The organism is Pseudomonas sp. NPDC087697, from assembly GCF_044743155.1.
In the GTDB taxonomy this organism is placed as follows: domain Bacteria; phylum Pseudomonadota; class Gammaproteobacteria; order Pseudomonadales; family Pseudomonadaceae; genus Aquipseudomonas.
The window spans coordinates 33662-56756 of the sequence record NZ_JBIUVW010000023.1; the positions used below are offsets into that span (position 1 = coordinate 33662).

The 23095-nt window shown below is 58.7% G+C and carries 22 protein-coding genes; 13 read left to right on the forward strand and 9 right to left on the reverse strand.

All coding sequences use genetic code 11. The features are described from left to right. Positions 1-117: 117 nt before the first annotated feature. From rpoH to ftsY, 4 genes are all read right to left on the reverse strand, one after another. Positions 118-972, reverse strand: coding sequence for an RNA polymerase sigma factor RpoH (gene rpoH / locus ACIPIN_RS16895; protein WP_123426423.1), 855 nt, complete (start codon positions 970-972; stop codon positions 118-120). A 112-nt stretch (positions 973-1084) separates the two neighbouring features. Continuing rightward, positions 1085-2107 (reverse strand): permease-like cell division protein FtsX, encoded by a 1023-nt coding sequence (gene ftsX, locus ACIPIN_RS16900; RefSeq protein WP_401120338.1) that lies wholly within the window; start codon positions 2105-2107, stop codon positions 1085-1087. Beyond that, positions 2104-2775: a cell division ATP-binding protein FtsE gene (gene ftsE, locus ACIPIN_RS16905; protein WP_401120340.1), complete on the reverse strand. Its 672-nt coding sequence runs from the start codon at positions 2773-2775 to the stop codon at positions 2104-2106. The genes ftsX and ftsE overlap by 4 nt, the downstream gene beginning before the upstream one ends. Next, a complete protein-coding gene (ftsY, locus tag ACIPIN_RS16910; protein ID WP_401120341.1) occupies positions 2772-4334 on the reverse strand; it encodes a signal recognition particle-docking protein FtsY in 1563 nt (520 codons plus the stop codon). The genes ftsE and ftsY overlap by 4 nt, the downstream gene beginning before the upstream one ends. 344 nt (positions 4335-4678) lie before the next feature. On the opposite strand from ftsY, the gene ACIPIN_RS16915 reads away from it, so the two are divergent. The 5 genes from ACIPIN_RS16915 to ACIPIN_RS16935 all read left to right on the forward strand — a co-directional run bounded on the left by ACIPIN_RS16915 (position 4679) and on the right by ACIPIN_RS16935 (position 10046). Beyond that, positions 4679-6040, forward strand: a complete 1362-nt coding sequence (locus ACIPIN_RS16915; RefSeq protein WP_401120343.1) for a M16 family metallopeptidase — start codon at positions 4679-4681, stop codon at positions 6038-6040. After that, a complete protein-coding gene (locus tag ACIPIN_RS16920) occupies positions 6033-7523 on the forward strand; it encodes a M16 family metallopeptidase (protein ID WP_401120345.1) in 1491 nt (496 codons plus the stop codon). The genes ACIPIN_RS16915 and ACIPIN_RS16920 overlap by 8 nt, the downstream gene beginning before the upstream one ends. Continuing rightward, positions 7523-8140, forward strand: coding sequence for a 16S rRNA (guanine(966)-N(2))-methyltransferase RsmD (rsmD, locus tag ACIPIN_RS16925; protein ID WP_401120347.1), 618 nt, complete (start codon positions 7523-7525; stop codon positions 8138-8140). The genes ACIPIN_RS16920 and rsmD overlap by 1 nt, the downstream gene beginning before the upstream one ends. A gap of 72 nt (positions 8141-8212) precedes the next feature. Then, on the forward strand, positions 8213-9211 hold the full coding sequence (locus ACIPIN_RS16930; RefSeq protein ID WP_401120348.1) for a hydrolase: 999 nt from the start codon (positions 8213-8215) through the stop codon (positions 9209-9211). Positions 9212-9215: 4 nt separating this feature from the next. After that, the gene (locus ACIPIN_RS16935; RefSeq protein ID WP_401120350.1) at positions 9216-10046 is read left to right on the forward strand and encodes an AraC family ligand binding domain-containing protein; all 831 of its coding nucleotides are present in this window, start codon (positions 9216-9218) and stop codon (positions 10044-10046) included. Between the two features lie 126 nt (positions 10047-10172). On the opposite strand, the gene ACIPIN_RS16940 is transcribed toward ACIPIN_RS16935, so the two are convergent. Next, on the reverse strand, positions 10173-11027 hold the full coding sequence (locus ACIPIN_RS16940) for a sulfurtransferase (RefSeq protein ID WP_401120352.1): 855 nt from the start codon (positions 11025-11027) through the stop codon (positions 10173-10175). 33 nt (positions 11028-11060) lie between these two features. Continuing rightward, on the reverse strand, positions 11061-11732 hold the full coding sequence (locus ACIPIN_RS16945) for a TetR/AcrR family transcriptional regulator (RefSeq protein ID WP_401120353.1): 672 nt from the start codon (positions 11730-11732) through the stop codon (positions 11061-11063). Between the two features lie 146 nt (positions 11733-11878). On the opposite strand from ACIPIN_RS16945, the gene ACIPIN_RS16950 reads away from it, so the two are divergent. From ACIPIN_RS16950 to ACIPIN_RS16970, 5 genes are all read left to right on the forward strand, one after another. Continuing rightward, entirely contained in the window at positions 11879-13309 is a 1431-nt protein-coding gene (locus ACIPIN_RS16950) for a coniferyl aldehyde dehydrogenase (protein WP_401120355.1), read from the forward strand. A gap of 26 nt (positions 13310-13335) precedes the next feature. Beyond that, entirely contained in the window at positions 13336-13881 is a 546-nt protein-coding gene (locus ACIPIN_RS16955; RefSeq protein ID WP_401120357.1) for a twin-arginine translocation pathway signal protein, read from the forward strand. Positions 13882-14008: 127 nt separating this feature from the next. After that, positions 14009-15604 carry a GMC family oxidoreductase N-terminal domain-containing protein gene (locus tag ACIPIN_RS16960; protein ID WP_401120358.1) on the forward strand — a complete coding sequence of 532 codons (1596 nt, stop codon included), beginning with the start codon at positions 14009-14011 and terminating at the stop codon, positions 15602-15604. 115 nt (positions 15605-15719) lie between these two features. After that, positions 15720-16199, forward strand: coding sequence for a pantetheine-phosphate adenylyltransferase (gene coaD, locus ACIPIN_RS16965; RefSeq protein WP_046818361.1), 480 nt, complete (start codon positions 15720-15722; stop codon positions 16197-16199). A 151-nt stretch (positions 16200-16350) separates the two neighbouring features. Then, positions 16351-16602, forward strand: a complete 252-nt coding sequence (locus tag ACIPIN_RS16970) for a YfhL family 4Fe-4S dicluster ferredoxin (RefSeq protein WP_008150569.1) — start codon at positions 16351-16353, stop codon at positions 16600-16602. Between the two features lie 151 nt (positions 16603-16753). On the opposite strand, the gene ACIPIN_RS16975 is transcribed toward ACIPIN_RS16970, so the two are convergent. From ACIPIN_RS16975 to ACIPIN_RS16985, 3 genes are read right to left on the reverse strand one after another with little or no spacing between them, the layout of a single operon-like run. Next, on the reverse strand, positions 16754-17077 hold the full coding sequence (locus ACIPIN_RS16975; protein WP_401120360.1) for a multidrug transporter: 324 nt from the start codon (positions 17075-17077) through the stop codon (positions 16754-16756). Between the two features lie 54 nt (positions 17078-17131). Beyond that, the gene (gene mutM / locus ACIPIN_RS16980; RefSeq protein ID WP_401120362.1) at positions 17132-17944 is read right to left on the reverse strand and encodes a bifunctional DNA-formamidopyrimidine glycosylase/DNA-(apurinic or apyrimidinic site) lyase; all 813 of its coding nucleotides are present in this window, start codon (positions 17942-17944) and stop codon (positions 17132-17134) included. Between the two features lie 30 nt (positions 17945-17974). Beyond that, positions 17975-18790 (reverse strand): HDOD domain-containing protein, encoded by an 816-nt coding sequence (locus tag ACIPIN_RS16985; RefSeq protein ID WP_401120401.1) that lies wholly within the window; start codon positions 18788-18790, stop codon positions 17975-17977. Between the two features lie 229 nt (positions 18791-19019). On the opposite strand from ACIPIN_RS16985, the gene ACIPIN_RS16990 reads away from it, so the two are divergent. The 3 genes from ACIPIN_RS16990 to ACIPIN_RS17000 all read left to right on the forward strand — a co-directional run bounded on the left by ACIPIN_RS16990 (position 19020) and on the right by ACIPIN_RS17000 (position 22907). After that, entirely contained in the window at positions 19020-20216 is a 1197-nt protein-coding gene (locus ACIPIN_RS16990) for a class I SAM-dependent rRNA methyltransferase (protein ID WP_401120363.1), read from the forward strand. A gap of 382 nt (positions 20217-20598) precedes the next feature. Continuing rightward, complete coding sequence (locus ACIPIN_RS16995; protein WP_401120365.1) at positions 20599-21687, forward strand: SagB family peptide dehydrogenase; 1089 nt, start codon at positions 20599-20601, stop codon at positions 21685-21687. A 23-nt stretch (positions 21688-21710) separates the two neighbouring features. Next, positions 21711-22907 carry an MFS transporter gene (locus ACIPIN_RS17000; protein WP_401120366.1) on the forward strand — a complete coding sequence of 399 codons (1197 nt, stop codon included), beginning with the start codon at positions 21711-21713 and terminating at the stop codon, positions 22905-22907. The last annotated feature ends 188 nt before the right edge of the window (positions 22908-23095 follow it).

Consider the following 23095-nt stretch of genomic DNA (forward strand, 5'->3'; position numbering starts at 1 on the left):
CAGCTCCTACAGGGGATCCCATATTCCTGTGTAGGAGCTGCCGGAGGCTGCGATCTTTAGATCTTCAAACAAAAACGCCCCGATCAATGATCGGGGCGTTTTTTATTGCGTTACAGCTTAAGCAGCAATCGACAGCTTGAGCTTGTTCATCGCGCTCTTCTCGAGCTGACGGATACGCTCGGCCGACACGTTGTACTTCTGCGCCAGGTCGTGCAGCGTGGCTTTTTCTTCTGCCAGCCAGCGCTGGTAGAGGATGTCACGGCTGCGGTCGTCCAGCACTTCCAGCGCTTCGTGCAGGTTGCTGGTGGAGTTGTCGGTCCAGTCGGCATCTTCCAGTTGGCGGGCCGGGTCGTACCGGTGGTCTTCTAGATAGTTGGCCGGCGACTGGAAAGCGCTGTCGTCGTCCGCTTCCGCGGCCGGGTCGAAGGCCATGTCATGGCCGGTCAGGCGACTTTCCATCTCGCGCACTTCCCGCGGCTCTACGCCGAGGCTTTCTGCCACGCGATGGACTTCCTCGTTGTTCAGCCACGCCAGACGTTTTTTCTGGCTGCGCAGGTTAAAGAACAGTTTGCGCTGGGCCTTGGTCGTGGCGACCTTGACGATGCGCCAGTTGCGCAGGATGAATTCGTGGATTTCAGCCTTGATCCAGTGCACAGCAAAGGACACCAGGCGCACGCCCATTTCCGGATTGAAGCGCTTGACCGCTTTCATCAGGCCAACGTTGCCTTCCTGAATCAGGTCAGCCTGGGCCAGGCCGTAGCCGGAATAGCTACGGGCAATATGTACAACAAAACGCAGGTGGGCGAGCACCATCTGCCGAGCCGCCCCCAAATCCTGCTCATAGTAGAGACTCTCGGCCAGTTCACGCTCCTGCTCCGGTGTCAGCAATGGAATGCTGTTCACCGTGTGCACATAAGCCTCCAGGTTCGCGCCTGGGACCAGAGCATAAGCAGGTTGCAAAGAAGTGGTCATACGAAAAAACCTCCGACTTACATAACTCGTGCAGTTCAGCACTGCGAAAATTGACCGGGAACCGAAGGACAAGTTCCCCTACACGCTGAAAGGTCATACAAGCAAAAAGACACTACTTCGGTGCAAGCTCTCTCAAATGGCGTGCTACCGCAATCCATGCACCGATATACCCCAACAGCACCGCGCCTAGCAAGAGTGACAGACCATCGGCAACCGGCACCCCGGCCAACGCGAAATTACTGCCATACAAGCCGGCCAGCCCAACCACTGCGTCGTTCAGCCAGTTCAGGCCGAACGCCAGAACACCCCAGGAAAGAATCCCCGCACCGAAGCCATAAAGCGCCCCCATGTACAGAAAGGGCCTACGCACATAACTGTCAGTGCCGCCGACGAGTTTAATCACTTCTATCTCTGTGCGGCGGTTTTCAATATGAAGACGAATGGTATTGCCTATCACCAAAAGTAATGCAGAAACCAGCAACACGGTCAGACCGAAGACAAACCGCTCGCCCAGCTTGAGGATGGCCGCCAAACGCTCGACCCAGACTAGATCAAGTTGCGCCTGTTGTACCTTCGGCAGTTCGGAAAGTCTTTGTCTTAATGCTTCAAGGGTCGCTTTGTCGACTTCGTTCGGGGTGACCAGCACCACGCCAGGCAACGGATTCTGCGGCAACTCCTTGAGCGCCTCGCCCAGACCGGACTGCTGCTGGAATTCTTCCAGCGCCTGTTCGCGGCTGATGTATTCAGCATCCGCCACGCCCGGCAAGCCTTTTATCTGCTCGCGTAGCTGTTCACCGTCGTTGGCGCTGACGTCGAGCTGCAGGTACAGCGAGATCTGCGCCGCACGCTGCCAGGAACCGCCCAGACGCTCGACGTTGTTCAGCAGCAATGACAAGCCCATCGGCAAGCTCAGGGCTACGGCCATCACCAGGCAAGTGAAGAAGCTGCCAATCGGCTGCTTGCCCAGACGCCGCAAGCTGTCCAGCAAACTCGCGCGGTGGCTTTCGATCCAGGCGCGCAGCAAGGTACTGAAGTCCGGGCCGTCGTCTTCGTCGCGTTTTTTCTTCTGCGGTTGCGGGTCAGCGGCCTTGGGGGCCACGCGCTCGGAAACCTTCGGACTGCGTGTTGCACTCATACCCCGGCCTCCCCGTCGCCGATCAATCGGCCACGTTGCAGGGTCAGCATGCGATGACGCATGCGGGCGATCAGCGCCAAATCGTGACTGGCGATCAGTACGCTAGTGCCCAGACGGTTGATGTCTTCGAAGACACCCATGATTTCTGCCGCCAGACGCGGGTCGAGGTTACCGGTCGGTTCGTCCGCCAGCAGCAAGGCCGGGCGATGGACGATGGCGCGGGCAATGCCGACGCGCTGTTGCTGACCGGTGGACAGGTCGCCCGGGTAGAGGTCGGTCTTGTCCGAGAGCGCAACGCGCTCCAGGGCCGAGTCCACGCGCTTGGCGATTTCTGCCTTGGACAAGCCAAGAATCTGCAATGGCAAGGCGATGTTGTTGAATACGGTCCGGTCGAACAGCAACTGATGGTTCTGGAACACCACGCCGATCTGTCGGCGCAGGTACGGGATCTGCGCGTTGCTGATGGTGGCCAGGTCCTGCCCGGCCAGCAGCAGTTTGCCGGTGGTTGGACGCTCCATGGCCAGCAACAGCCGCAGCAAGGTACTTTTACCGGCGCCGGAGTGGCCGGTGACAAACAAGAACTCGCCCCGACGGACTCGAAAGCTCAGCTCATGCAAGCCGACGTGACCGTTCGGATAGCGCTTACCGACCTGTTCGAAACGAATCATGAACGCTCCCGCTCGGCAAACAGTGCCTGGACAAAGGGTTCTGCTTCAAAGGTACGCAAGTCATCGATGCCTTCACCGACACCGATGTAGCGAATCGGCAGACCAAACTGCTTGGCCAGGGCGAAAATCACCCCGCCTTTGGCCGTGCCATCGAGTTTGGTCAGGGCCAGGCCGGTCAGTTCAACCGTCTGGTTGAATTGCCTGGCCTGGTTGATGGCGTTCTGGCCAGTACCGGCGTCGAGCACCAGCAGCACCTCATGCGGCGCCTCAGCGTCGAGCTTGCTGATGACCCGGCGAACCTTTTTCAACTCTTCCATCAGGTTGTCTTTGGTGTGCAGACGACCGGCGGTGTCGGCGATCAACACGTCAATCCCACGGGCCTTGGCGGCCTGCACCGCATCGAAGATAACCGAAGCCGAGTCGGCACCGGTGTGCTGAGCGATCACCGGGATCTTGTTGCGCTCACCCCAGACCTGCAATTGCTCGACTGCCGCGGCACGGAAGGTGTCACCGGCCGCGAGCATGACTTTTTTGCCTTCGAGTTGCAGCTTCTTCGCCAATTTACCGATGGTGGTGGTTTTGCCGGCGCCGTTGACGCCGACCACCAGAATCACGAACGGCTTGTTCTGCGAGGTGATTTTCAGCGGCTGCTCGACAGGTTTGAGCATGCTGGCAAGCTCGGCCTGCAAGGATTTGTACAACGCATCGGCGTCGGCCAGCTGCTTGCGCGCGACCTTCTGGGTCAGGCTCTGGATGATCACCGACGTCGCTTCAACGCCAACGTCAGCGGTCAACAGGCGAGTTTCGATGTCTTCGAGCAGTTCGTCATCGATGATCTTCTTGCCGAGGAACAGGCTGGCCATGCCCTCGCCAATGCTGGCGCTGGTTTTCGACAGGCCTTGCTTGAGGCGGGCAAAGAAGCCGGCTTTGGTTTCTTCGGTGCGAACCGGTTCGGCTTCCACCGGAACCGCAACCGGAACGACCGATGCTACCGGCGCTGGCGGCGTTACCGGTGCCGCGACGACTACCGGTGCCGGCGTTGGGACAAGCACTGGCGCAGGTTCTGGTTCAACAAATGCGGCAATCACCGGCTGAGGCAGATCAGGTTCATCAACAATCAGCTGTTCAGCCGCTGGTTCGATGACTTGAACCGGTTCGACCACCAGCAGCTCTACGGCTTGCTGAACCACTGTCGGCGCAGGAATCGGTGGCGTGACGTGCGGCGCCAGCTCGTCTTCGACCAGAGCTACCGGCTCTTCAGCCACCGGCAGCGTCAACCACGGCGTGTGCGTGACGTCTGGCGTACGCGGCAACTCTGCCACTGGCGCAGGTTCTGGCTCGACAACCGGTTGCAATACCGGCTCGGCTATCGGCAATACGACGGGGGCCGGCGCTTGCGCAATGGAAGCACCATCTATTACCGGCCCAGGTGCAACCTCAGGAAGTGGCTGTGGCTGTTCAACGACGGTTTCCTGCGGCTTTTTGCGCAGCCATCCGAACAGGCTTTTCTTCTCGCCAGCCGCAGCTGGGGTCTTCTTGTCGTCGTTGGAACCAAACATGGAGGACGGCTATCTCACGGTAGCGACGCGCCAATGTGGCGCCTCGGCAAATAAATATTCGATGCAGAACAGACTGCGTTTCACCCAGCTTGTTCACGCGCAACATGTTGTCGAAGTGCTCAACAGCACCTCAAGGATCGATTTTACGAAGGACTGAACTGGCAAAATCGGCGAAAAAGCGGAGTTTAGCTGATAAACAGAGGCTTTCCGCCGTGAACCCATACAGCCTGATCAAGCACAAAAGCCTGATAGGCGTGGCCGCCAGTAAAACGGACCGTTATCCTAGCACCCTCTAGCCCGCCTACGCTAAGACCAAGCGGGCAGCCCAACAGGTTTAAAAACGAATGAATGCTCTAGCCCGCCGCGCTGCAGGCCTGCTGCTCAGCACAGTTTGTCTGCCCCTTTCAGCCTTGGCTGCCGACCCCCAACCGACCCACGAATTCACCCTCGACAACGGCCTCAAGGTCGTCGTGCGCGAGGATCATCGGGCGCCCGTGGTGGTTTCCCAGATCTGGTACAAGGTTGGCTCCAGCTACGAAACCCCGGGCCAGACCGGTTTGTCTCACGCCCTGGAACACATGATGTTCAAGGGCAGCGAGAAGGTGGGCCCCGGCGAAGCGTCGCTGATCCTGCGCGACCTCGGCGCCGAAGAGAACGCCTTCACCAGTGACGACTACACCGCCTTTTATCAGGTGCTGGCCCGCGATCGTCTGGGCGTGGCCTTTGAACTTGAAGCCGACCGCATGGCCAACCTGCGCCTGCCGGCCGACGAGTTCAGCCGCGAGATCGAAGTGATCAAGGAAGAGCGCCGCATGCGCACCGACGACAAGCCGATGGCCAAGGCTTACGAGCGCTTCAAGGCCATGGCCTACCCGGCCAGCGGTTACCACACGCCGACCATCGGATGGATGGCTGACCTTGACCGCATGAAGATCGAAGAACTGCGTCACTGGTACAAGTCCTGGTATGTGCCGAATAACGCCACGCTGGTGGTGGTCGGTGACGTGACCCCGGACGAAGTCAAAGCCCTGGCGCAACGCTACTTCGGGGCGATCCCGAAACGCGACGTGCCACCGGCGAAGATTCCGCTGGAACTGGCCGAACCCGGCGAGCGCCAGATCACCTTGCATGTACAGACGCAACTGCCGAGCCTGATGCTGGCCTTCAACGTGCCGAGCATTGCCACCGCGCAAGACAAACGCTCGGTCAATGCCCTGCGGTTGATCGCGGCATTGCTTGATGGCGGCTACAGCGCGCGCATCCCGGCGCAACTGGAACGCGGCGAAGAGCTGCTCTCCGGCGGCTCGTCGAGCTACGACGCCTACAGCCGCGGTGACAGCCTGTTTACCTTGTCAGCAACGCCGAACACCCAGAAACACAAAACCATGGCCCAGGCCGAAGCCGGTCTGTGGAAACTGCTCGATCAGTTGAAAACCACCGCCCCGTCGGCTGAAGAAGTTGAACGCGTGCGAGCTCAAGTGATCGCCGGTCTGGTCTACGAGCGTGACTCGATCACCAGCCAGGCCACTGCCATTGGTCAGCTGGAAACCGTCGGTCTGTCGTGGAAGCTGATGGACACCGAACTCGCCGAGCTGCAAAGCGTAACCCCGCAAGATATCCAGAAAGCCGCCCGCACCTATTTCACTCGCGAACGTCTCAGCGTTGCGCATGTACTGCCACTGCCCGAGGAAGCCGCTCATGAGTGAGAGTAAAAAACCACGCCTGGCCCTGATCGGCCTGGTACTCGTTGCGCTGGTCGGCTCGCTCGGCTTTTACTTCAGCCGTTCGACCGAAACCAACGCCAGCGAAGCCCTCGACCAGGCCAAGACCAGCAAAAAGTTGCAGTCACTGGCCGAGCTCGACGGTAAAGCACCGAGCCACCGCACGCTGGACGTGCAAACCTGGAAAACCGCTGAAGGCTCCAAGGTGCTGTTCGTCGCCGCCCCGGAGCTGCCGATGTTCGACATGCGCCTGATCTTCGCCGCCGGCAGCAGCCAGGACGGTGACAAGCCCGGCCTGGCCCTGCTGACCAACGCCATGCTCAACGAAGGCATTGCAGGTAAAGATGTTGGCAAGATCGCTGAAGGCTTCGAAGGTCTGGGCGCCGACTTCGGCAACGGCGCTTACAAAGACATGGCCGTTGCCTCGCTACGCAGCCTGAGCGCTGTGGATAAACGCACACCTGCCCTGAAGCTGTTTGCTGAAGTGGTTGGCAAGCCGACGTTCCCGGCCGACTCGCTGGCGCGGACCAAGAACCAGCTACTCGCCGGCTTCGAGTACCAGAAGCAGAACCCCGGCAAACTGGCGAGCCTGGAACTGATGAGGCGCCTCTATGGCAACCACCCTTACGCGCACTCCAGTGATGGTACTGCGCAAAGTGTCCCGCCGATTACTGTGGCGCAACTGCGAGCCTTCCACGAGAAAGCCTACGCCGCGGGCAATGTGGTGATCGCGCTGGTGGGCGACCTGTCGCGCAGCGAAGCTGAAGCGATTGCCGCACAGGTCTCCGCTGCGCTGCCAAAAGGCCCGGCGCTGACGAAAATCGAACAACCGGTTGAACCAAAGGCCAGCATCGGCCACATCGAGTTTCCGTCCAAACAGACCAACCTGATGCTCGCACAACTGGGCATCGACCGTGACGATCCGGACTACGCGGCCGTCTCCATGGGCAACCAGATTCTTGGCGGCGGTGGCTTCGGTACCCGACTGATGAGCGAAGTGCGTGAAAAACGCGGCCTGACCTATGGCGTCTACTCGGGCTTCACGCCGATGCAGGCCCGTGGTCCGTTCATGATCAGCCTGCAAACCCGCGCCGAAATGAGCGAAGGTACACTCAAGCTGGTGCAGGACGTGCTCGCCGACTTCCTCAAAACCGGCCCGACCCAGAAAGAGCTCGACGACGCCAAGCGTGAACTGGCCGGCAGTTTCCCACTGTCCACCGCCAGCAACGCCGATATCGTCGGCCAACTGGGCGCCATGGGTTTCTATAATTTGCCGCTGAGTTACATCGAAGACTTCATGCAGCAGTCGCAAAGCCTGACCGTCGAGCAGGTCACCGCGGCAATGAACAAACACCTGAGCACGGACAAAATGGTCATCGTTTCCGCGGGTCCTACCGTGCCGCAAAAGCCGTTACCGGCCCCTACTGACAAACCATCCGAGCAGCCGCTCGGGGTTCCGGAGCATTAATGGCCAGCCCATCGCGTCCTAAAAAACCTGTTCACAACGTCCATAACGGCGTGAACCAATTGCGCATCATCGGTGGCGAATGGCGCAGCCGTCGCCTGAGCTTCCCTGACGCTCCGGGCTTGCGTCCGACGCCCGACCGCGTGCGTGAAACCCTGTTCAACTGGCTCGCGCCGTACGTTGCCGGGGCCAAGGTGCTCGACCCGTTCGCCGGCAGCGGCGCGCTGTTCCTCGAAGCGTTGTCCCGTGGCGCCGCCATGGGCCAGGCGCTGGACTCCAGCAGCCTGGCGGTTTCCAGCCTGAAAGAGCATTTGGGAACGCTGCGCTGCACCGTCGGCCAGGTGCAGACTGCCGACGCCTTGCGCTACCTGGAAACCCAGACAGCGACCGCTTACGACCTGGTATTCCTCGATCCGCCGTTCAACCAGAACCTGTTACCCGCCGTTTGCGCCCTACTTGAAGAACGCCAATGGCTGGCCGACGACGCATGGATCTACACTGAAAGTGAAACCGCGCCATCGACCCTCGGTCTGCCAGGGGGCTGGCGCCTGCACCGGGAGCAAAAATCCGGGCGGGTCTACTACGCGTTGTGGCACCGTATGGCAGAGATCGCCGGTTAATCCACCGGCCTGAACAAGGTGCGTGCCTGGGGCCAACAGCCCCGGTGACGCACCGCTGCATCGAGAACAACCGTGTCTACATCGCCAGATCGTTTCACCCCCGCCTTCGGCCTCGGCAACCCGCACCTGCAAACCTTGTGGGGACCACTGTGGCGCGAAACCACATACCTGGATCGACAACGCGAACGTCTGTGGCTCGACGACGGTGACTTTCTCGACCTCGACTGGCACGGGCCGCACAGCGCCGATGCGCCCTTGGTGCTGGTGTTGCACGGTTTGACCGGCTCCTCGAACTCACCTTATGTCGCCGGCCTGCAAAAAGCCTTGTTCGCCCAAGGCTGGGCCAGCGTGGCGCTGAACTGGCGTGGCTGTTCGGGAGAACCGAATCTGTTGCCACGCAGCTACCACTCCGGCGCCAGCGAAGACCTCGCGGCGGCGATCAACCACCTTCGAGCCACCCGTCCCTCGGCACCGCTGTACGCGGTCGGCTATTCGCTGGGCGGTAACGTGCTGCTCAAGCACCTGGGGGAAACCGGCAATGACAGTCAGTTGCAGGGCGCGGTGGCGGTCTCGGTACCCTTTCGCCTGGACCAGTGCGCAGACCGAATCGGCCAAGGGTTTTCCAAGATCTATCAAGCGCATTTCATGCGCGAAATGCTCGCCTACATCAAGAACAAGCAACGGCAGTTTCTGCACGACGGCCGCCACGAAGGCCTGGAGACCCTGGCCAAACTCGGCTCACTGGACAACATGCGCACCTTCTGGGATTTCGATGGCCGGGTGACCGCACCGCTGAACGGCTTCAAGGACGCGCAGGACTACTATCGCCGCGCCTCCAGCCGCTATTTTCTCGGTGAGATCCGCACACCGACACTAATCATTCAAGCGGCCGACGATCCTTTCGTATTTCTCCACAGCTTGCCGCAAGCCAGCGAGTTGTCGGTAAGCACGCAATTCGAATTGCAGGCCAAGGGCGGGCATGTCGGCTTTGTCGACGGCACGTTCCGCAACCCCGGCTATTACCTGGAACGGCGCATCCCGCATTGGCTGGTCAACACAGGTCGCGAGTAAGGCCATGGAAGCCAACCTGGGCGAGTCGATCCACTTCTGGCAAACGGCCCCTTTGGCCGGCGTCGAGCTGCTGTCTGCGCGATACATCGAGCAACGCTTCGTACCCCATGTGCATGACGGGTTCGTCATCGGCATGATCATGGCTGGCGCTCAACGCTACCGCTATCGCGGCGCCGAACATCTGGCCGGCAGCGGAACCCTGGTGGTGATCAATCCGGACGAGCTGCACACCGGCCACAAAGGCACGGAAGACGGTTGGTTGTACCGGGCGTTTTATCCCGACAATCGGCAAATTCTTTCGTTGCTGGACGAACTTGAGCTGCCTGCGCACCACTTGCCGGCCTTTGGTGCGACGCTGTACCGCGACCCGGATCTGGTGAGCGGCTTTTGCCAACTGCACCGCTTGCTGGAAAGCCCGGCCAGTGCGCTGCAACAGCAGACCGTGTGGCGGGAAATGATGCTGTCGTTGCTGCAACGCCACGCCGCGGTGGCAACGCCCGGTCAACCCGGCCAGGAACACCGGGCCATCGCTCGGGCCAAGGAGTTGATGCAGGCACAACTCGCCGCACCACCCTCGCTGGAAGAACTGGCCACTGCGGTGAACCTTTCGCCCTTTCACTTCGCCCGCGTATTCCGCCACGCCACCGGCATGCCGCCGCACACTTGGCTGATGCAGCAGCGCATCGCCCAGGCCCGTGCGTTATTGCAGGAAGGTTGCCTGCCGCTGGAAGTTGCCACCCAGCTCGGCTTTGCCGACCAGAGCCATCTGAGTCGGCAGTTCAAGAAGGTTTATGGCGTAGGGCCGGGAGCTTATCGCAGCGCCCGACTGTTTTGAATCTCAAAAGCCCCCCAATACCCATGTGGGAGCGAGCTTGCTCGCGATGGCGGACTGCCAGTCAACATCATTGTCGAATCTGACGGCCTCATCGCGAGCAAGCTCGCTCCCACATTGGATCTACGCTTAATCCCCGGTGGCGACGCCCCGCGCAGGATCGGTAATCCATTCGCTCCACGATCCGGCATACAGCGAGCCCAATGGATAACCGGCCAGGCACAATGCAAACAGGTTATGGCAAGCGGTCACGCCAGAGCCGCAATACGCCACCAGCTCAGTCGGCGAGCGATCACCCAGCTTCGCGGCAAAACGTTGCTTGAGCTGGTCAGCGGGAAGGAAACGTCCGTCGGCCCCCAGGTTGTCCGTGAAGGCCGCGCATTGCGCGCCGGGAATGTGCCCGGCAACCGGATCAATTGGCTCGACCTCGCCACGAAAACGCGGCAGGCCCCGGGCGTCGAGCAAGGTCAGCGTCGGTTGACCGAGGCGCTGTTGCAGTTTCTCGGCACTCACTAACAAAGTGTGGTCCGGCGCACCGGTAAAGGAACCACGGGGGATTGCCGGGGCATCAAGGCTCAGCGGCAAGCCAGCCGCGTGCCAGGCCTTGAGGCCGCCATCGAGAATGAACACACCATTACGCTTGCCCAGCCAGGCCAGCAACCACCAGGCCCGTGCTGCATAGGCACCGGGACCATCGTCATACAGAACGATTTCGCTGTCGTTGCTGATACCCCAATCCTGCAAGCGCTCAATCAAATGATGCGGCGTCGGCAATGGATGACGACCGGTAACGCCCTTGACCACTGGCCCACTGAGGTCACGTTCCAGATCAGCGAACGAGGCACCGGTGATATGCCCTTCGGCATAGCTGCGATGACCGTAATCCGGGTCTTCCAGGGCAAAACGACAATCCAGAATCACCAACCCGGCCTGGTCTTTCTTCTGGTCCAGGGCGTTCGGGCTGATCAGTTGCGCAATCGGCATGGCGGGCTCCTGTGATTAAGTTTTTGATCGATCCTACTGCACTTCTTCCAGAGCCTGGGCCAACGGCACGTAAAACTCCTCGAACAAGGCATTGACCGCTTCGCGCGCTTGCTCCGTGACAAATCCTGCTTCCAGCACCAGCACCTGATACACGCCACGTTTAATGGCTTGCTCGCTGAGGTGGTTGGAATTTTCCCGCGTGGTGCACAGAAAACGCACCCAGGATGTGAGGATGATCCAGGCATTGAGCGTCAGGGATTCGATCTGGACCTTGTCCATGCACAGAATGCCGGCCTCGACGAAGCCTGCGTAAATCGCCGTGCCCTGGATCAGGCAGCGTTGGGAAAAGCGCCGGTATCGAGCGGCCAATTCCACATCGTTGTCGAGCAAGTGCTCGAGGTCGCGGTGCAAAAACCGGTAACGCCACATGGCGGCCAGCAATTCCTGCAAGTAGAAGCGCTTGTCTTCAACGGTCGCGGCGCGGCCCTGAGGCGGGCGCAGAAAGCTCTCGACCAGGCTTTCGTACTCACTGAACAACACGGCGATGATCGCCTGCTTGTTGGGGAAGTGGTAGTACAGGTTGCCCGGAGAAATCTCCATGTGCGCGGCGATATGGTTGGTGCTGATGCTGCGTTCGCCCTGCTGATTGAACAGCTCCAGGCTGTTCTGAACGATACGCTCGCTGGTTTTTATCCGTGGGGCCATGGCTTGAGCTTTAATTCAGAGTGCGTTGCCGGGCATCTTACGACCTATCCGCTGGCGGATAAATCATCGCTTCCCGAGGATGTCATTTGACTTTCTAGAGCATAGACTCTAAAAACTTCCTCATTCTAAAAAAAACCGGAGCTACCATGCCCGCCGACATTGCCTACCTGCAAAACTCCCAGCAGCCATTGAGCGAGCTCCACGATCTGTTTGCCGCCCAGCGTCAGGCCTACGCGGCCCACCCAATGCCGCCGGCCGCACAACGCCAGCAATGGCTCAAGGCATTGCGCGACCTGTTGAGTGACGAACGTCAGGCCTTGATCGACGCGATCAGTCAGGATTTCAGCAACCGCAGCGCCGATGAAACCCTGCTCGCCGAGCTGATGCCGAGCCTGCATGGCATTCATTACGCCAGTAAACACCTCAAAGGCTGGATGAAAGCGTCCCCGCGCAAGGTAGGCATGGCCTTCCAGCCGGCGGCGGCCAAGGTGGTTTATCAGCCGCTGGGCGTGGTCGGGGTCATCGTGCCGTGGAATTACCCGCTGTACCTGGCTATCGGGCCGTTGGTCGGCGCGTTGTCGGCAGGCAACCGGGTGATGCTCAAGCTCAGCGAGTCCACGCCTGCCACCGGGCAACTGCTCAAAACCCTGTTGGCCAAGGTATTCCCCGAAGATCTGGTGTGCGTGGTGCTGGGCGAAGCCGAGGTCGGCATGGCCTTCTCCAAACTGCCCTTCGATCACTTGTTGTTCACCGGCGCCACCAGCATCGGCAAACACGTGATGCGCGCGGCAGCCGAGAACCTGACGCCCGTAACATTGGAGTTGGGCGGCAAGTCTCCAGCCATCGTTTCCCACGATGTACCGCTCAAGGACGCCGCCGAACGCATTGCCTTCGGTAAAACCCTGAACGCCGGACAAACCTGTGTCGCGCCGGACTACGTGCTGGTGCCGGAAGATCGGGTCGGCTCCTTCGTCGAAGCCTATCGCCAAGCGGTTCGTGGGTTTTATCCGACACTCGCAGACAACCCGGACTACACCGCAATCATCAATGAACGCCAATTGGCGCGGCTGCACAGCTACCTCAGCGACGCCACCAGCAAAGGCGCGCTGCTGATCCCGATGTTCGAACAGGATCAGGGCCGACGCATGAGCCACAGCCTGCTGCTGAATGTCAGCGACGAGATGATCGTAATGCAGGACGAAATCTTCGGCCCGGTGTTGCCGATCGTGCCCTACAAAAATCTGGATCAGGCGTTTGCCTACATCAACCAACGGCCTCGTCCGCTAGCGCTGTACTTCTTTGGCTACAACAAGGCCGAACAAAACCGCGTCCTCAACGAAACCCATTCTGGTGGCGTATGCCTGAACGACACCTTGCTGCATGTCGCGCAGGACGACATGCCGTTTGGCGGCATCGGTGCCTCAGGCATGGGCCATTACCACGGCCATGAAGGTTTCCTGACGTTCAGCAAAGCCAAAGGCGTGCTGATCAAGCAGCGCTTCAATGCGGCGAAGCTGATTTACCCGCCGTATGGCAAGTCGATCCAGAAACTGATCCAGAAACTGTTCATCCGCTGACACCTCAATACCGGGTAATAACAATAATGAACCCAAGCCTGTCCCAATCCCCCGCGCTGTCCCGGCGCGGCCTGCTCAAATTCAGCCTCTGTGCCACGGCCTTCCTGACCACGGCCGGCCTTGGCGCCAGCCTCAGTGGTTGCTCGGCCAGCAGCCCGGCCAGCGGCTTCGCCATTTTGCGCAGCAGTGATTTGCCGTTCTTGCGGGCGCTGATCCCGGTGATGCTCGACGGTGCCGTGGCCGTCGAGAAACTCTCGGCCGCCCTTGAAGGCACCCTGCAATCGCTGGACAACAGCCTCAATCACCTGTCGCCGGAAATGCTCAAGCTGACCCAGCAACTATTCGACGTGCTCGGCATGACCGTCACTCGCGGGCCACTGACCGGAATCTGGGGCAGTTGGGAAAACGCCAGTGGCGATGACATCCGCCAGTTCCTCCAGCGCTGGCAAAACAGCTCGCTAAGCCTGTTGCGCATGGGCCACAGCTCGATCCTGCAACTGGTGATGATGGCCTGGTACAGCCGCGCCGAGTCGTGGGCACACTGCGGTTATCCCGGCCCACCGACGGTGTGAACCGTGGTGCCCCCATCGCGAGCAGGCTCGCTCCCACAGGGGTTTCGCGATCCATGTGGGAGCGAGCCTGCTCGCGAAGGCGCCAGCCGCATCACCACCGAATCCAAAACAATAAGAGAACCCAAAGATGCCCGTACCCGATCCGTTCCGCGAAGGCCTGGCCCGTGGCTGGAAAACCTACAACGGTTCGCAACTAGCCAATGATCTGACGCTGGAAGCCGACATTGCCATCATCGGCAGCGGCGCTGGCGGCGGCACCACCGCCGAAATCCTCAGCGCCGCCGGCTACAAAGTGCTGCTGATCGAAGAAGGCCCGCTCAAGACCAGCAGCGATTTCAAGATGCTCGAAGACCAGGCCTATTCCAGCCTTTATCAGGAAGGCATCGGTCGCATGAGCAAGGACGGCGCGATCACCATCCTGCAGGGCCGCGCAGTCGGCGGCACGACACTGATCAACTGGACTTCAAGCTTCCGTACTCCCGAACCGACCCTCGAACACTGGGCCAGGGAACACGACGTCAAGGGCCACAGCCCGGCGGAAATGGCACCCTGGTTCGAAAAAATGGAGCAACGTCTCGGCGTCGCCCCGTGGATGGTGCCGCCGAACGCCAACAACGACGTGATCAAAAAAGGTTGTGAACAGCTCGGCTATAGCTGGCATGTAATTCCGCGCAACGTGCGCGGTTGCTGGAACCTCGGCTATTGCGGCATGGGCTGCCCGACCAACGCCAAGCAATCGATGATGGTCACCACCATTCCGGCAACCCTGGAAAAAGGCGGTGAGCTGCTCTACCTCGCCCGCGCCGAACAACTGCTGATCAAGGACGACAAGGTCACTGGCCTGCACTGTGTGGCAATGGATGAGCGCTGCGTTGCGCCAACCGGGCGCAGCATCACCGTCAAGGCGCGGCATTACGTGCTGGCCGGTGGCGGTATCAACAGCCCGGCGCTGTTGCTGCGCTCCAAAGCCCCGGATCCTCATGAACGCCTCGGCAAACGGACCTTTCTGCACCTGGTGAATATGTCCGCCGGGCTGTTCGACGAAGTGATCAACCCGTTCTATGGCGCGCCGCAGTCGATTTACTCCGACCACTTTCAGTGGCTGGACGGCACCACCGGCAAAATGTCCTACAAGCTTGAAGTGCCGCCACTACACCCGGCGCTGGCCGCGACCTTGCTCGGAGGTTTTGGCAAGGACAGCGCCCAGCACATGCAACAACTGCCGCATACCCACGCGATGCTGGCGCTGCTACGCGACGGCTTTCACCCGGACAGCCCCGGCGGCAGCGTCGAGTTGCGCGGCGATGGCACGCCGGTGCTTGACTATCAGGTCTCGGCTTATGCCTGGGATGGGTTACGTCGGGCGTTTCACAGCATGGCCGAGATTCAGTTCGCCGGCGGCGCCAACGCTGTCATGCCGATGCACGCCGATGCGCGCTACGTAAAAACCCTCGCCGAGGCGCGCTCCTTGATCGACGGCCTGAGTCTTGAGCTGTACCGCACACGACTGGGCAGTGCTCATGTGATGGGCGGATGTGCCATGGGTGAAAACCCGAAAAACGCCGTCACCGACAGCCTTGGGCGTCATCATCAGCTGAGTAATCTGTCGATCCATGATGGCTCACTCTTCCCCACCAGCATTGGTGCCAACCCGCAATTGTCGGTCTACGGACTGACCGCGCAACTGGCGACCGCACTGGCGATGCGTTTAAAAAAGGCATGAAAAAACACATAATTCGCACCGTCTATAGTGCTTTCTTACCCCAAAGGCGACTTGGCCGACCGGGAATGCTGCGATACCATCCGACTCCCCAACGGACTCCCGCCAGGACGACGCGATGAACCGAGTGTTGTACCCAGGTACCTTCGACCCTATTACCAAGGGCCATGGCGATCTGGTCGAACGCGCCTCGCGCCTGTTCGATCACGTGATCATCGCCGTCGCCGCCAGCCCGAAGAAAAACCCGCTATTCCCCCTGGAACAGCGCGTGGAGCTGGCGCGCGAGGTCACCAAGCATCTGCCGAACGTCGAAGTCGTCGGTTTTTCGACGCTGCTGGCGCATTTCGCCAAAGAGAAGAACGCCAACGTGTTCCTGCGTGGCCTGCGTGCGGTGTCGGATTTCGAATACGAATTCCAGCTAGCCAACATGAACCGCCAGTTGGCCCCGGATGTGGAAAGCCTGTTTCTTACGCCGTCCGAGCGCTATTCGTTCATTTCTTCGACGCTGGTCCGTGAAATTGCAGCCCTGGGCGGCGATATCACCAAGTTCGTCCACCCTGTCGTGGCCGACGCGCTGACCCAGCGGTTTAAGAAGTAGGAGCTGCCGAAGGCTGCGATCTTTTGTGGCTACCGCAGACGGTGATTCCTCTGCACTTGATCGCGCCCGCGTGCACTGCGGGCGCCAATGCGGCACAATTGTGCGCATTAGTTTTCAGATGCCTGGGCAGACTACCCCGGCAGGAGTCCCAATGTCCCTGATCATCACCGACGATTGCATCAACTGCGACGTCTGCGAGCCCGAGTGCCCGAACGCCGCCATCTCCCAGGGCGAAGAGATCTACGTGATCGACCCGAATCTCTGCACCCAGTGTGTCGGCCACTACGACGAGCCGCAGTGCCAGCAGGTTTGCCCGGTAGATTGCATTCCGCTGGACGAAGCGCATCCAGAGACTGAAGAGCAGTTGATGGAGAAGTACCGCAAGCTTACCGGCAAGGCTTGATTATTCGGTGTCCATAAGGACGCCATCGCGAGCAAGCTCGCTCCCACATAGATCTGCTGTGAACACACTATTTGTGAACACCAAAGATCAAATGTGGGAGCGAGCTTGCTCGCGATAGGGCCAGCAGCAACACCACCCAAATCCTCGGCGCTCACTGCTGTTGTTCAAACCCGTCCCCAATACACCCCAGACAACGGACGAACGCCGCTTTAGCCGGATCGACCACCAACGCCTTCCCCGCATCGCCTACCCCGCCACCCAGGGCGGTAAACGGCAAGGACACGACAAACACCCCCGCACCGATCACCGTCGCTGCCACCAGCAACGGGCGGGCGATCAGCAGATCGCCGATCATCGCGTAAGCCGGTGGGTTGTGGATGCTGAAACTGGGGTCGCCGCTGCCGCCGTCAGACGCCTGGGCAGATACGCCGATGCTCAACAGCAGCGCGGCAGCAAGGGTTCGAGTCAACGTCATGGCACGGTCCTTCGGCTAGGCAGTCAGACCACTAACTATAGACCGTAGGAATTCTCAGCTCTGACAACGTGGGCAAAAGACGCTGGCGCGCTGCCCGAGACGAACTTCCCGCAACTCAGTGCCACAGACCTTGCACTGCTCACCGCCACGGCCGTACACGAACAGCTCTTGCTGGAAGTAGCCCGGCTGGCCGTCACCGCCAATGAAGTCGCGCAGCGTGGTGCCGCCGCGTTCGATAGCGGCGGCCAGAATGCGCTTGATCTCGATCGCCAGCTTCAAATAGCGCGCCCGGGAAATCCCCTTGGCCTCACGGCGCGGGTCGATCCCGGCAGCAAATAGCGCTTCGGTCGCATAAATGTTGCCAACCCCCACCACCACGGCGTTGTCCATGATGAACGGTTTGACCGCCATCGAACGCCCACGTGACAGTTGGAACAGCCGCTCGCCATCGAACAGATCCGTCAGCGGCTCCGGCCCCAGGCGAATCAGCAGCTCGTGATTGAGCGGATCAAGGCTCCAGAGCATCGCACCAAAACGTCGCGGATCGGTGTATCGCAGGGCCAGGCCAGACTCGAGCTCAATGTCCACATGCTCGTGCTTGAGCGCCGGCAAGCCGACTTCCACCAGACGCAAATTCCCCGACATGCCCAAATGGCTGATCAAGGTGCCGACTTCGGCGTTGATCAGCAAATACTTGGCACGTCGCTCCACCAACACGATGCGCTGCCCGGACAGCCGCACATCGAGATCCTCGGGGATCGGCCAGCGCAGACGCCGATCACGCACGATCACGCGACTGACGCGCTGCCCTTCAAGGAACGGGGCAATACCGCGACGGGTGGTTTCGACTTCAGGTAATTCAGGCATAGCGCACTCGGTTCAGGAAAGGTCCGACACTCAATGATGAGCGCCGAGCTCGCGAATCGTCTGTTTCAGGTTTTCGAAGTCGTAGTCCGAGAGGCCGACATAGTCGAGCACCAGATGCCCGACGCTGTTCCATTCATGGTCTTCAGTCTGATTGCCCAGCACCCGATACGAAGCGCAGATGTGTTCAGCCATCTTCAGGATCGCCAGCAGGTTTTTCAACTGGCTGTTGCGCGACGACTCGTCGCTGAAAATCGACAACGCATTGTGGTGATTGGCGATCGCGTTGGTCACATGCTCTGGCAGGCGCCAGGATTTCGCGGTGTAGTAACCGACCACCGCGTGGTTAGTGTTGAGCACGCGGTTTTCGGTGTCCACCACCCGACACTCGGCGTTGGCACTGGCGTAGGCTTCTTCCAGAACCGACATATAGTTGGGAAAGCGCTTGAGCATCAGCGGCACGCCACAATCGTGGAACAGGCCTAAAGCATAAGCCTCGTCCACCGCCTGCGAGCCAATGCGTTTGGCCAGGCTCAGGCTGGTCATCGCCACGTCCTGAGCGGTGTCCCAGAATCGGTTCAGGGTGACAATGGTGTCGTCATTCATCTCGCCCTTGATCGACTGTGCGTTGATCAGGTTGATGACCGAGCGACTGCCCAGCAGGTTCACCGCGCGCTGGATCGAGGCGATCTTGTTGCTCAGCCCGTAATACGGTGAATTGACGATCTTCAACAATGCGCCAGAGAGGCCCGGGTCCTGGGAGATCAGCTTCGCGATCACTTCCAGGTCCGGGTCCGGCATGTACTGCTCCATCTGCAAATCCACCATGATTTGCGGCTGAGGCGGCACGCTGATGCCTTGCAGGGCCTGTTGAATCTGTTCGGAAGATAGCTCTTGGGACATAAGTACTCACTCTGGGCAAGGGGCGATTCTAACCCTTAAAAAGCATCGCCTGACACCGTAGGAAACAGTGTGATTTTCGAGTCATTGAGCAGAATCAGGTGTTTCATCTGCCGCGAAGCTCTCTGCTGACGCAACGCGCTATACTCCCGCTCTTTTTTTCACCTGGAGCGACGTCATGTCCCTGCCAAGCCTGCGCCTCAAAGCCAACGCCGACCGTCGCCTGCGAAACGGCCACCTGTGGGTCTACAGCAACGAAATCGATGTAGCCGCCACCCCACTGCACGGCTTCAAGGCTGGCGATCAAGCGATTCTCGAAGCTGCCGGCGGCAAACCGCTGGGCATCGTCGCCATGAGCCCGAACAACCTGATCTGCGCTCGCCTGCTGTCGCGCGACATCAAGTTGCCGCTCGACAAGTCGCTGCTGGTGCACCGCATCAATGTTGCACTGTCCCTGCGCGATCGTCTGTTCGACAAGCCGTTCTACCGCCTGGTCTACGGCGACTCCGACCTGCTGCCGGGCCTGGTGGTCGACCGTTTCGGCGACATCCTGGTGGTGCAGATCGCTTCGGCGACCATGGAAGCCCATAAAGACGATGTGATCGCCGCGCTGACCCAAGTGCTCAAGCCAAGCGGCATTCTGTTCAAGAATGACTCCGCCGCACGCGATGCCGAAGGCCTCAACCGCTACGTTGAAACCGTATTCGGCCTGGTGCCGGAGTGGGTTGCCCTGGAAGAGAACGGCGTGAAGTTCGAAGCGCCAGTCATCCAGGGACAGAAAACCGGTTGGTTCTACGACCACCGCATGAACCGCGCGCGCCTGGCACCTTATGCCAAAGGTAAACGCGTGCTGGACCTGTACAGCTACATCGGCGGCTGGGGCGTGCAAGCTGCCGCTTTTGGTGCCAGTGAAGTGTTCTGCGTCGACGCTTCGGCCTTCGCCCTCGACGGTGTCGAGCGCAACGCCGCACTGAACGGTTTCGCCGACAAAATGACCTGCATCGAAGGCGACGTGTTCGAAGCCCTGAAAGAGCTGAAAGCCAGCGAAGAGCGTTTCGACGTGATCGTTGCTGACCCACCAGCCTTCATCAAGCGCAAGAAAGACATGAAAAACGGCGAAGGCGCTTACCGTCGCCTCAACGAGCAAGCCATGCGCCTGCTCAGCAAGGACGGCATCCTGGTCAGCGCTTCGTGCTCGATGCACTTGCCTGAAGATGATCTGCAGAACATCCTGCTGACCAGCGCCCGCCATCTGGACCGCAACATCCAGCTGCTGGAACGTGGCGGCCAAGGTCCGGATCACCCGGTGCACCCGGCGATTGCCGAGACGCGTTACATCAAGAGCATCACCTGCCGACTGCTGCCTAACAGCTAAAGTTTGCTTTGCCTCTTATTGATCGTTCGTACCCGCTGCGGGCGAACGATCAATTGGCTTCTATCCATAAAAATAGAAAACCCTTCTTTATTAATGACTTACTTACAACAATAAAGTTAAAGGAACGAAACCACACTACACCGGGAATCGTCCTACGCCATTTCGTTTGACCTCCAAGCAGCCAGGCCTATTATCCGTCTTACCACTTACAAACATAGGTGGCGGATATCAAACCCTATACTGGAGATTGAATCATGAAAAAGGTTAAACTCGAGCACAAACTAGCGACACACCATCACGCCATGCTTTGCATTCCTAAGTAATCACTCAGGAAAAGCCGGTCCGCCGAACTTCAGGCCCGGCTTTTAAAAAGGAATGCCAAATGCAACTGAACCCGTGCATTTTCTTACTACCTAAACCTCCTCGACTTTTTATCTGGAATTACAAATCCCACGAGCAATTTGAAATCGATAATGCCCACGCCAGTCGATTAATAGAGCTTATTGAGAAAATTTCGATATTTGATGAAAACCATCCAATAGATGCAGCACTTCTTGAAGCCGGCATTCTTGTTGATCAGCCTTTACCTCCCAATGACTGGCAATGGGATGACCTTTCAAAAATTTTCCACGTTGGCACCAAAGACCTTGGCTCTGGTGACGCCGCACAGAACACCCGGCAATGGGCCGAACACTACTTCAATCACTGCCAGGAAGTCATAAGTCGGCATGCGCCACCACCTCACCCGCTCGCCCATCTTCACCGAGAGAATATGCTATGCCTACCTGCGCCTTTGGCCGATGAAGCTATAGATGAACGCAATGGGTTCAGGCAAGCCCTGCTGCAACGGAAAACCTGCCGTTCATACCTGGATAAAGCCGTGTCACTGAATGACGTCAGCACCCTTCTCTACCTTTGCCTTGGTTACCTGAAGGAGCGAGAAACTGACACAAGCGAGCTGATACCGGTCATGTTCAGAGCGAGGCGCAGTAGTCCGTCAGGTGGAGGACTAAACGCCAGCGAAGGATATTTATACGCTTACAACGTACAAGGACTGGATCCAGGTATTTATTACTATCACCCAGACGCGTACGCTTTGACGTTATTGAGTCGTCTGAAGGAACCCCTTGGATCGCTATTACAAGGCCAACACTTTGTTGACAACATCCCTTTTGGAATTTTCATCACTTCGCGTCTAGATAAAATGTGGTGGAAATACCGACATTCACAAGCCTATCGGGTTTCGTTATTAGAGATTGGTCATATTTCACAAACACTACAGCTATGCGCGACTTCACTCGGACTAAAAACCTGGTTAACCGCTGCTCTCAGCGAGTCAAAAATAGAAAAATATTTAAACCTGAACGATTTGTCGGAGCAAGTGTTTCTCTTTGTGGGCGCAGGATACAGTAACGGCGAAGCGTTTTGCGAAGAGCTCCGCAGTCTATTAAACAAAAACAATAAGAACTGATCCATCATCCTGGAAATCAAAAAATGTCAGAGCCTTCATGCACCCAGACAAACGATAACACCACACGCCTTAAACTTTCTCGCTTCACCCTTATTACCAGCATTTCATTAATCAGTTTTTTCCCACTCAACATTCTCCTCCCTTCTTTCCCTGCCCTGGCATTGGAGTTCAACACTTCGACGGTTGATATCGCGCTGGCGGTCAGTTTATTCACGCTGGTTTTTGCATTTTCACAATTGGTCACAGGCCCGCTCTCAGACAAATGGGGACGTAAGGAAGTGCTTCTTGGATGCCTCGTACTTTCTGCAATAGGTGCCATCGGTTGCACACTGGCTACGGATTACTGGAGCTTTCTTTTCTTTCGAGCAGTTCAGGCCTTGGGGTGCGGATTCTTCGTACTGGGCCACGCGTTGGTGGAAGACCTGTTCGAAGAACAGGACAGAACTCGCGTGCGCATTTATTACATGACCTTAAGCGGCTCCTTTGTCGCGCTATCGCCTCTGCTCGGATCCTGGCTGCAAACCACCTTCAATTGGCAGGGCAGCTTTTATGCGTTTTCCCTTTTAGCGCTCGGTATCTTTTTCCATGCTCAATTGATATTGCCTGTCACATCAGCCCGCTCTGAACGAGACTCCACTTCAATCATTCGCACGCTGAAAACCATCTTGGGTAATCGAGATTTTGTTCGCTATTGGTGGATCGCCGCGCTGGTTTTCTCCTGTTACTTCGCCCTTATCAGTGTGACGCCGCTGATTTTCATGGATGACTTGAAGCTGTCCGAATATCAGTACGCGCTGGTGCTGATGGTTTATGGCGTGGCCTACGTTCTCGGCGGCGTATTGGCTTCGGCAGTGCAGAGGCACATCTCACTCGACAAGCAAATCAACATCGGCTTGAGTTTGCTGGGGGTCGCCGGCCTAGCGTTAGGCGTGATCGTGAGCTTGGAAGCAATGACGACTGTCACGTTGCTTGTACCGATGTTGATTAGCGCATTGGCCGTCACGCTTGTGCGGCCGGCAGCCATTTCTGCCGCGATGCTGTTGTTCTCCAGCAAGGCCGGAACCGCTGCATCCGCAGGCAACTCCATCATGTTCATCACCGCGGCCGTCAGCAGCGCAGCGCTCGCACAAGCCGGAGACCATTTGCTGATGACCATAGCCATCGGGTTCATCGGTTTCAGCCTGTGGGGTTTACTGACAAATGCGAGGATCGGGCGCTGAGCGAGCGCCCTTCGTACAGCTGAACCAAGCGTGCACAGGCGAAAAACAGAAACGCCCGTCACCCCAAATCAGCCGCACCATTCCTTCCTGACGCCAGCGGTGTAGAATCGAACGATTCATCGCCAGTCATCCCCCGGCGGGTTTATGAGCTCAGGCTGAGGCGCGCGGCGATCCCGCAAAGTCATCGG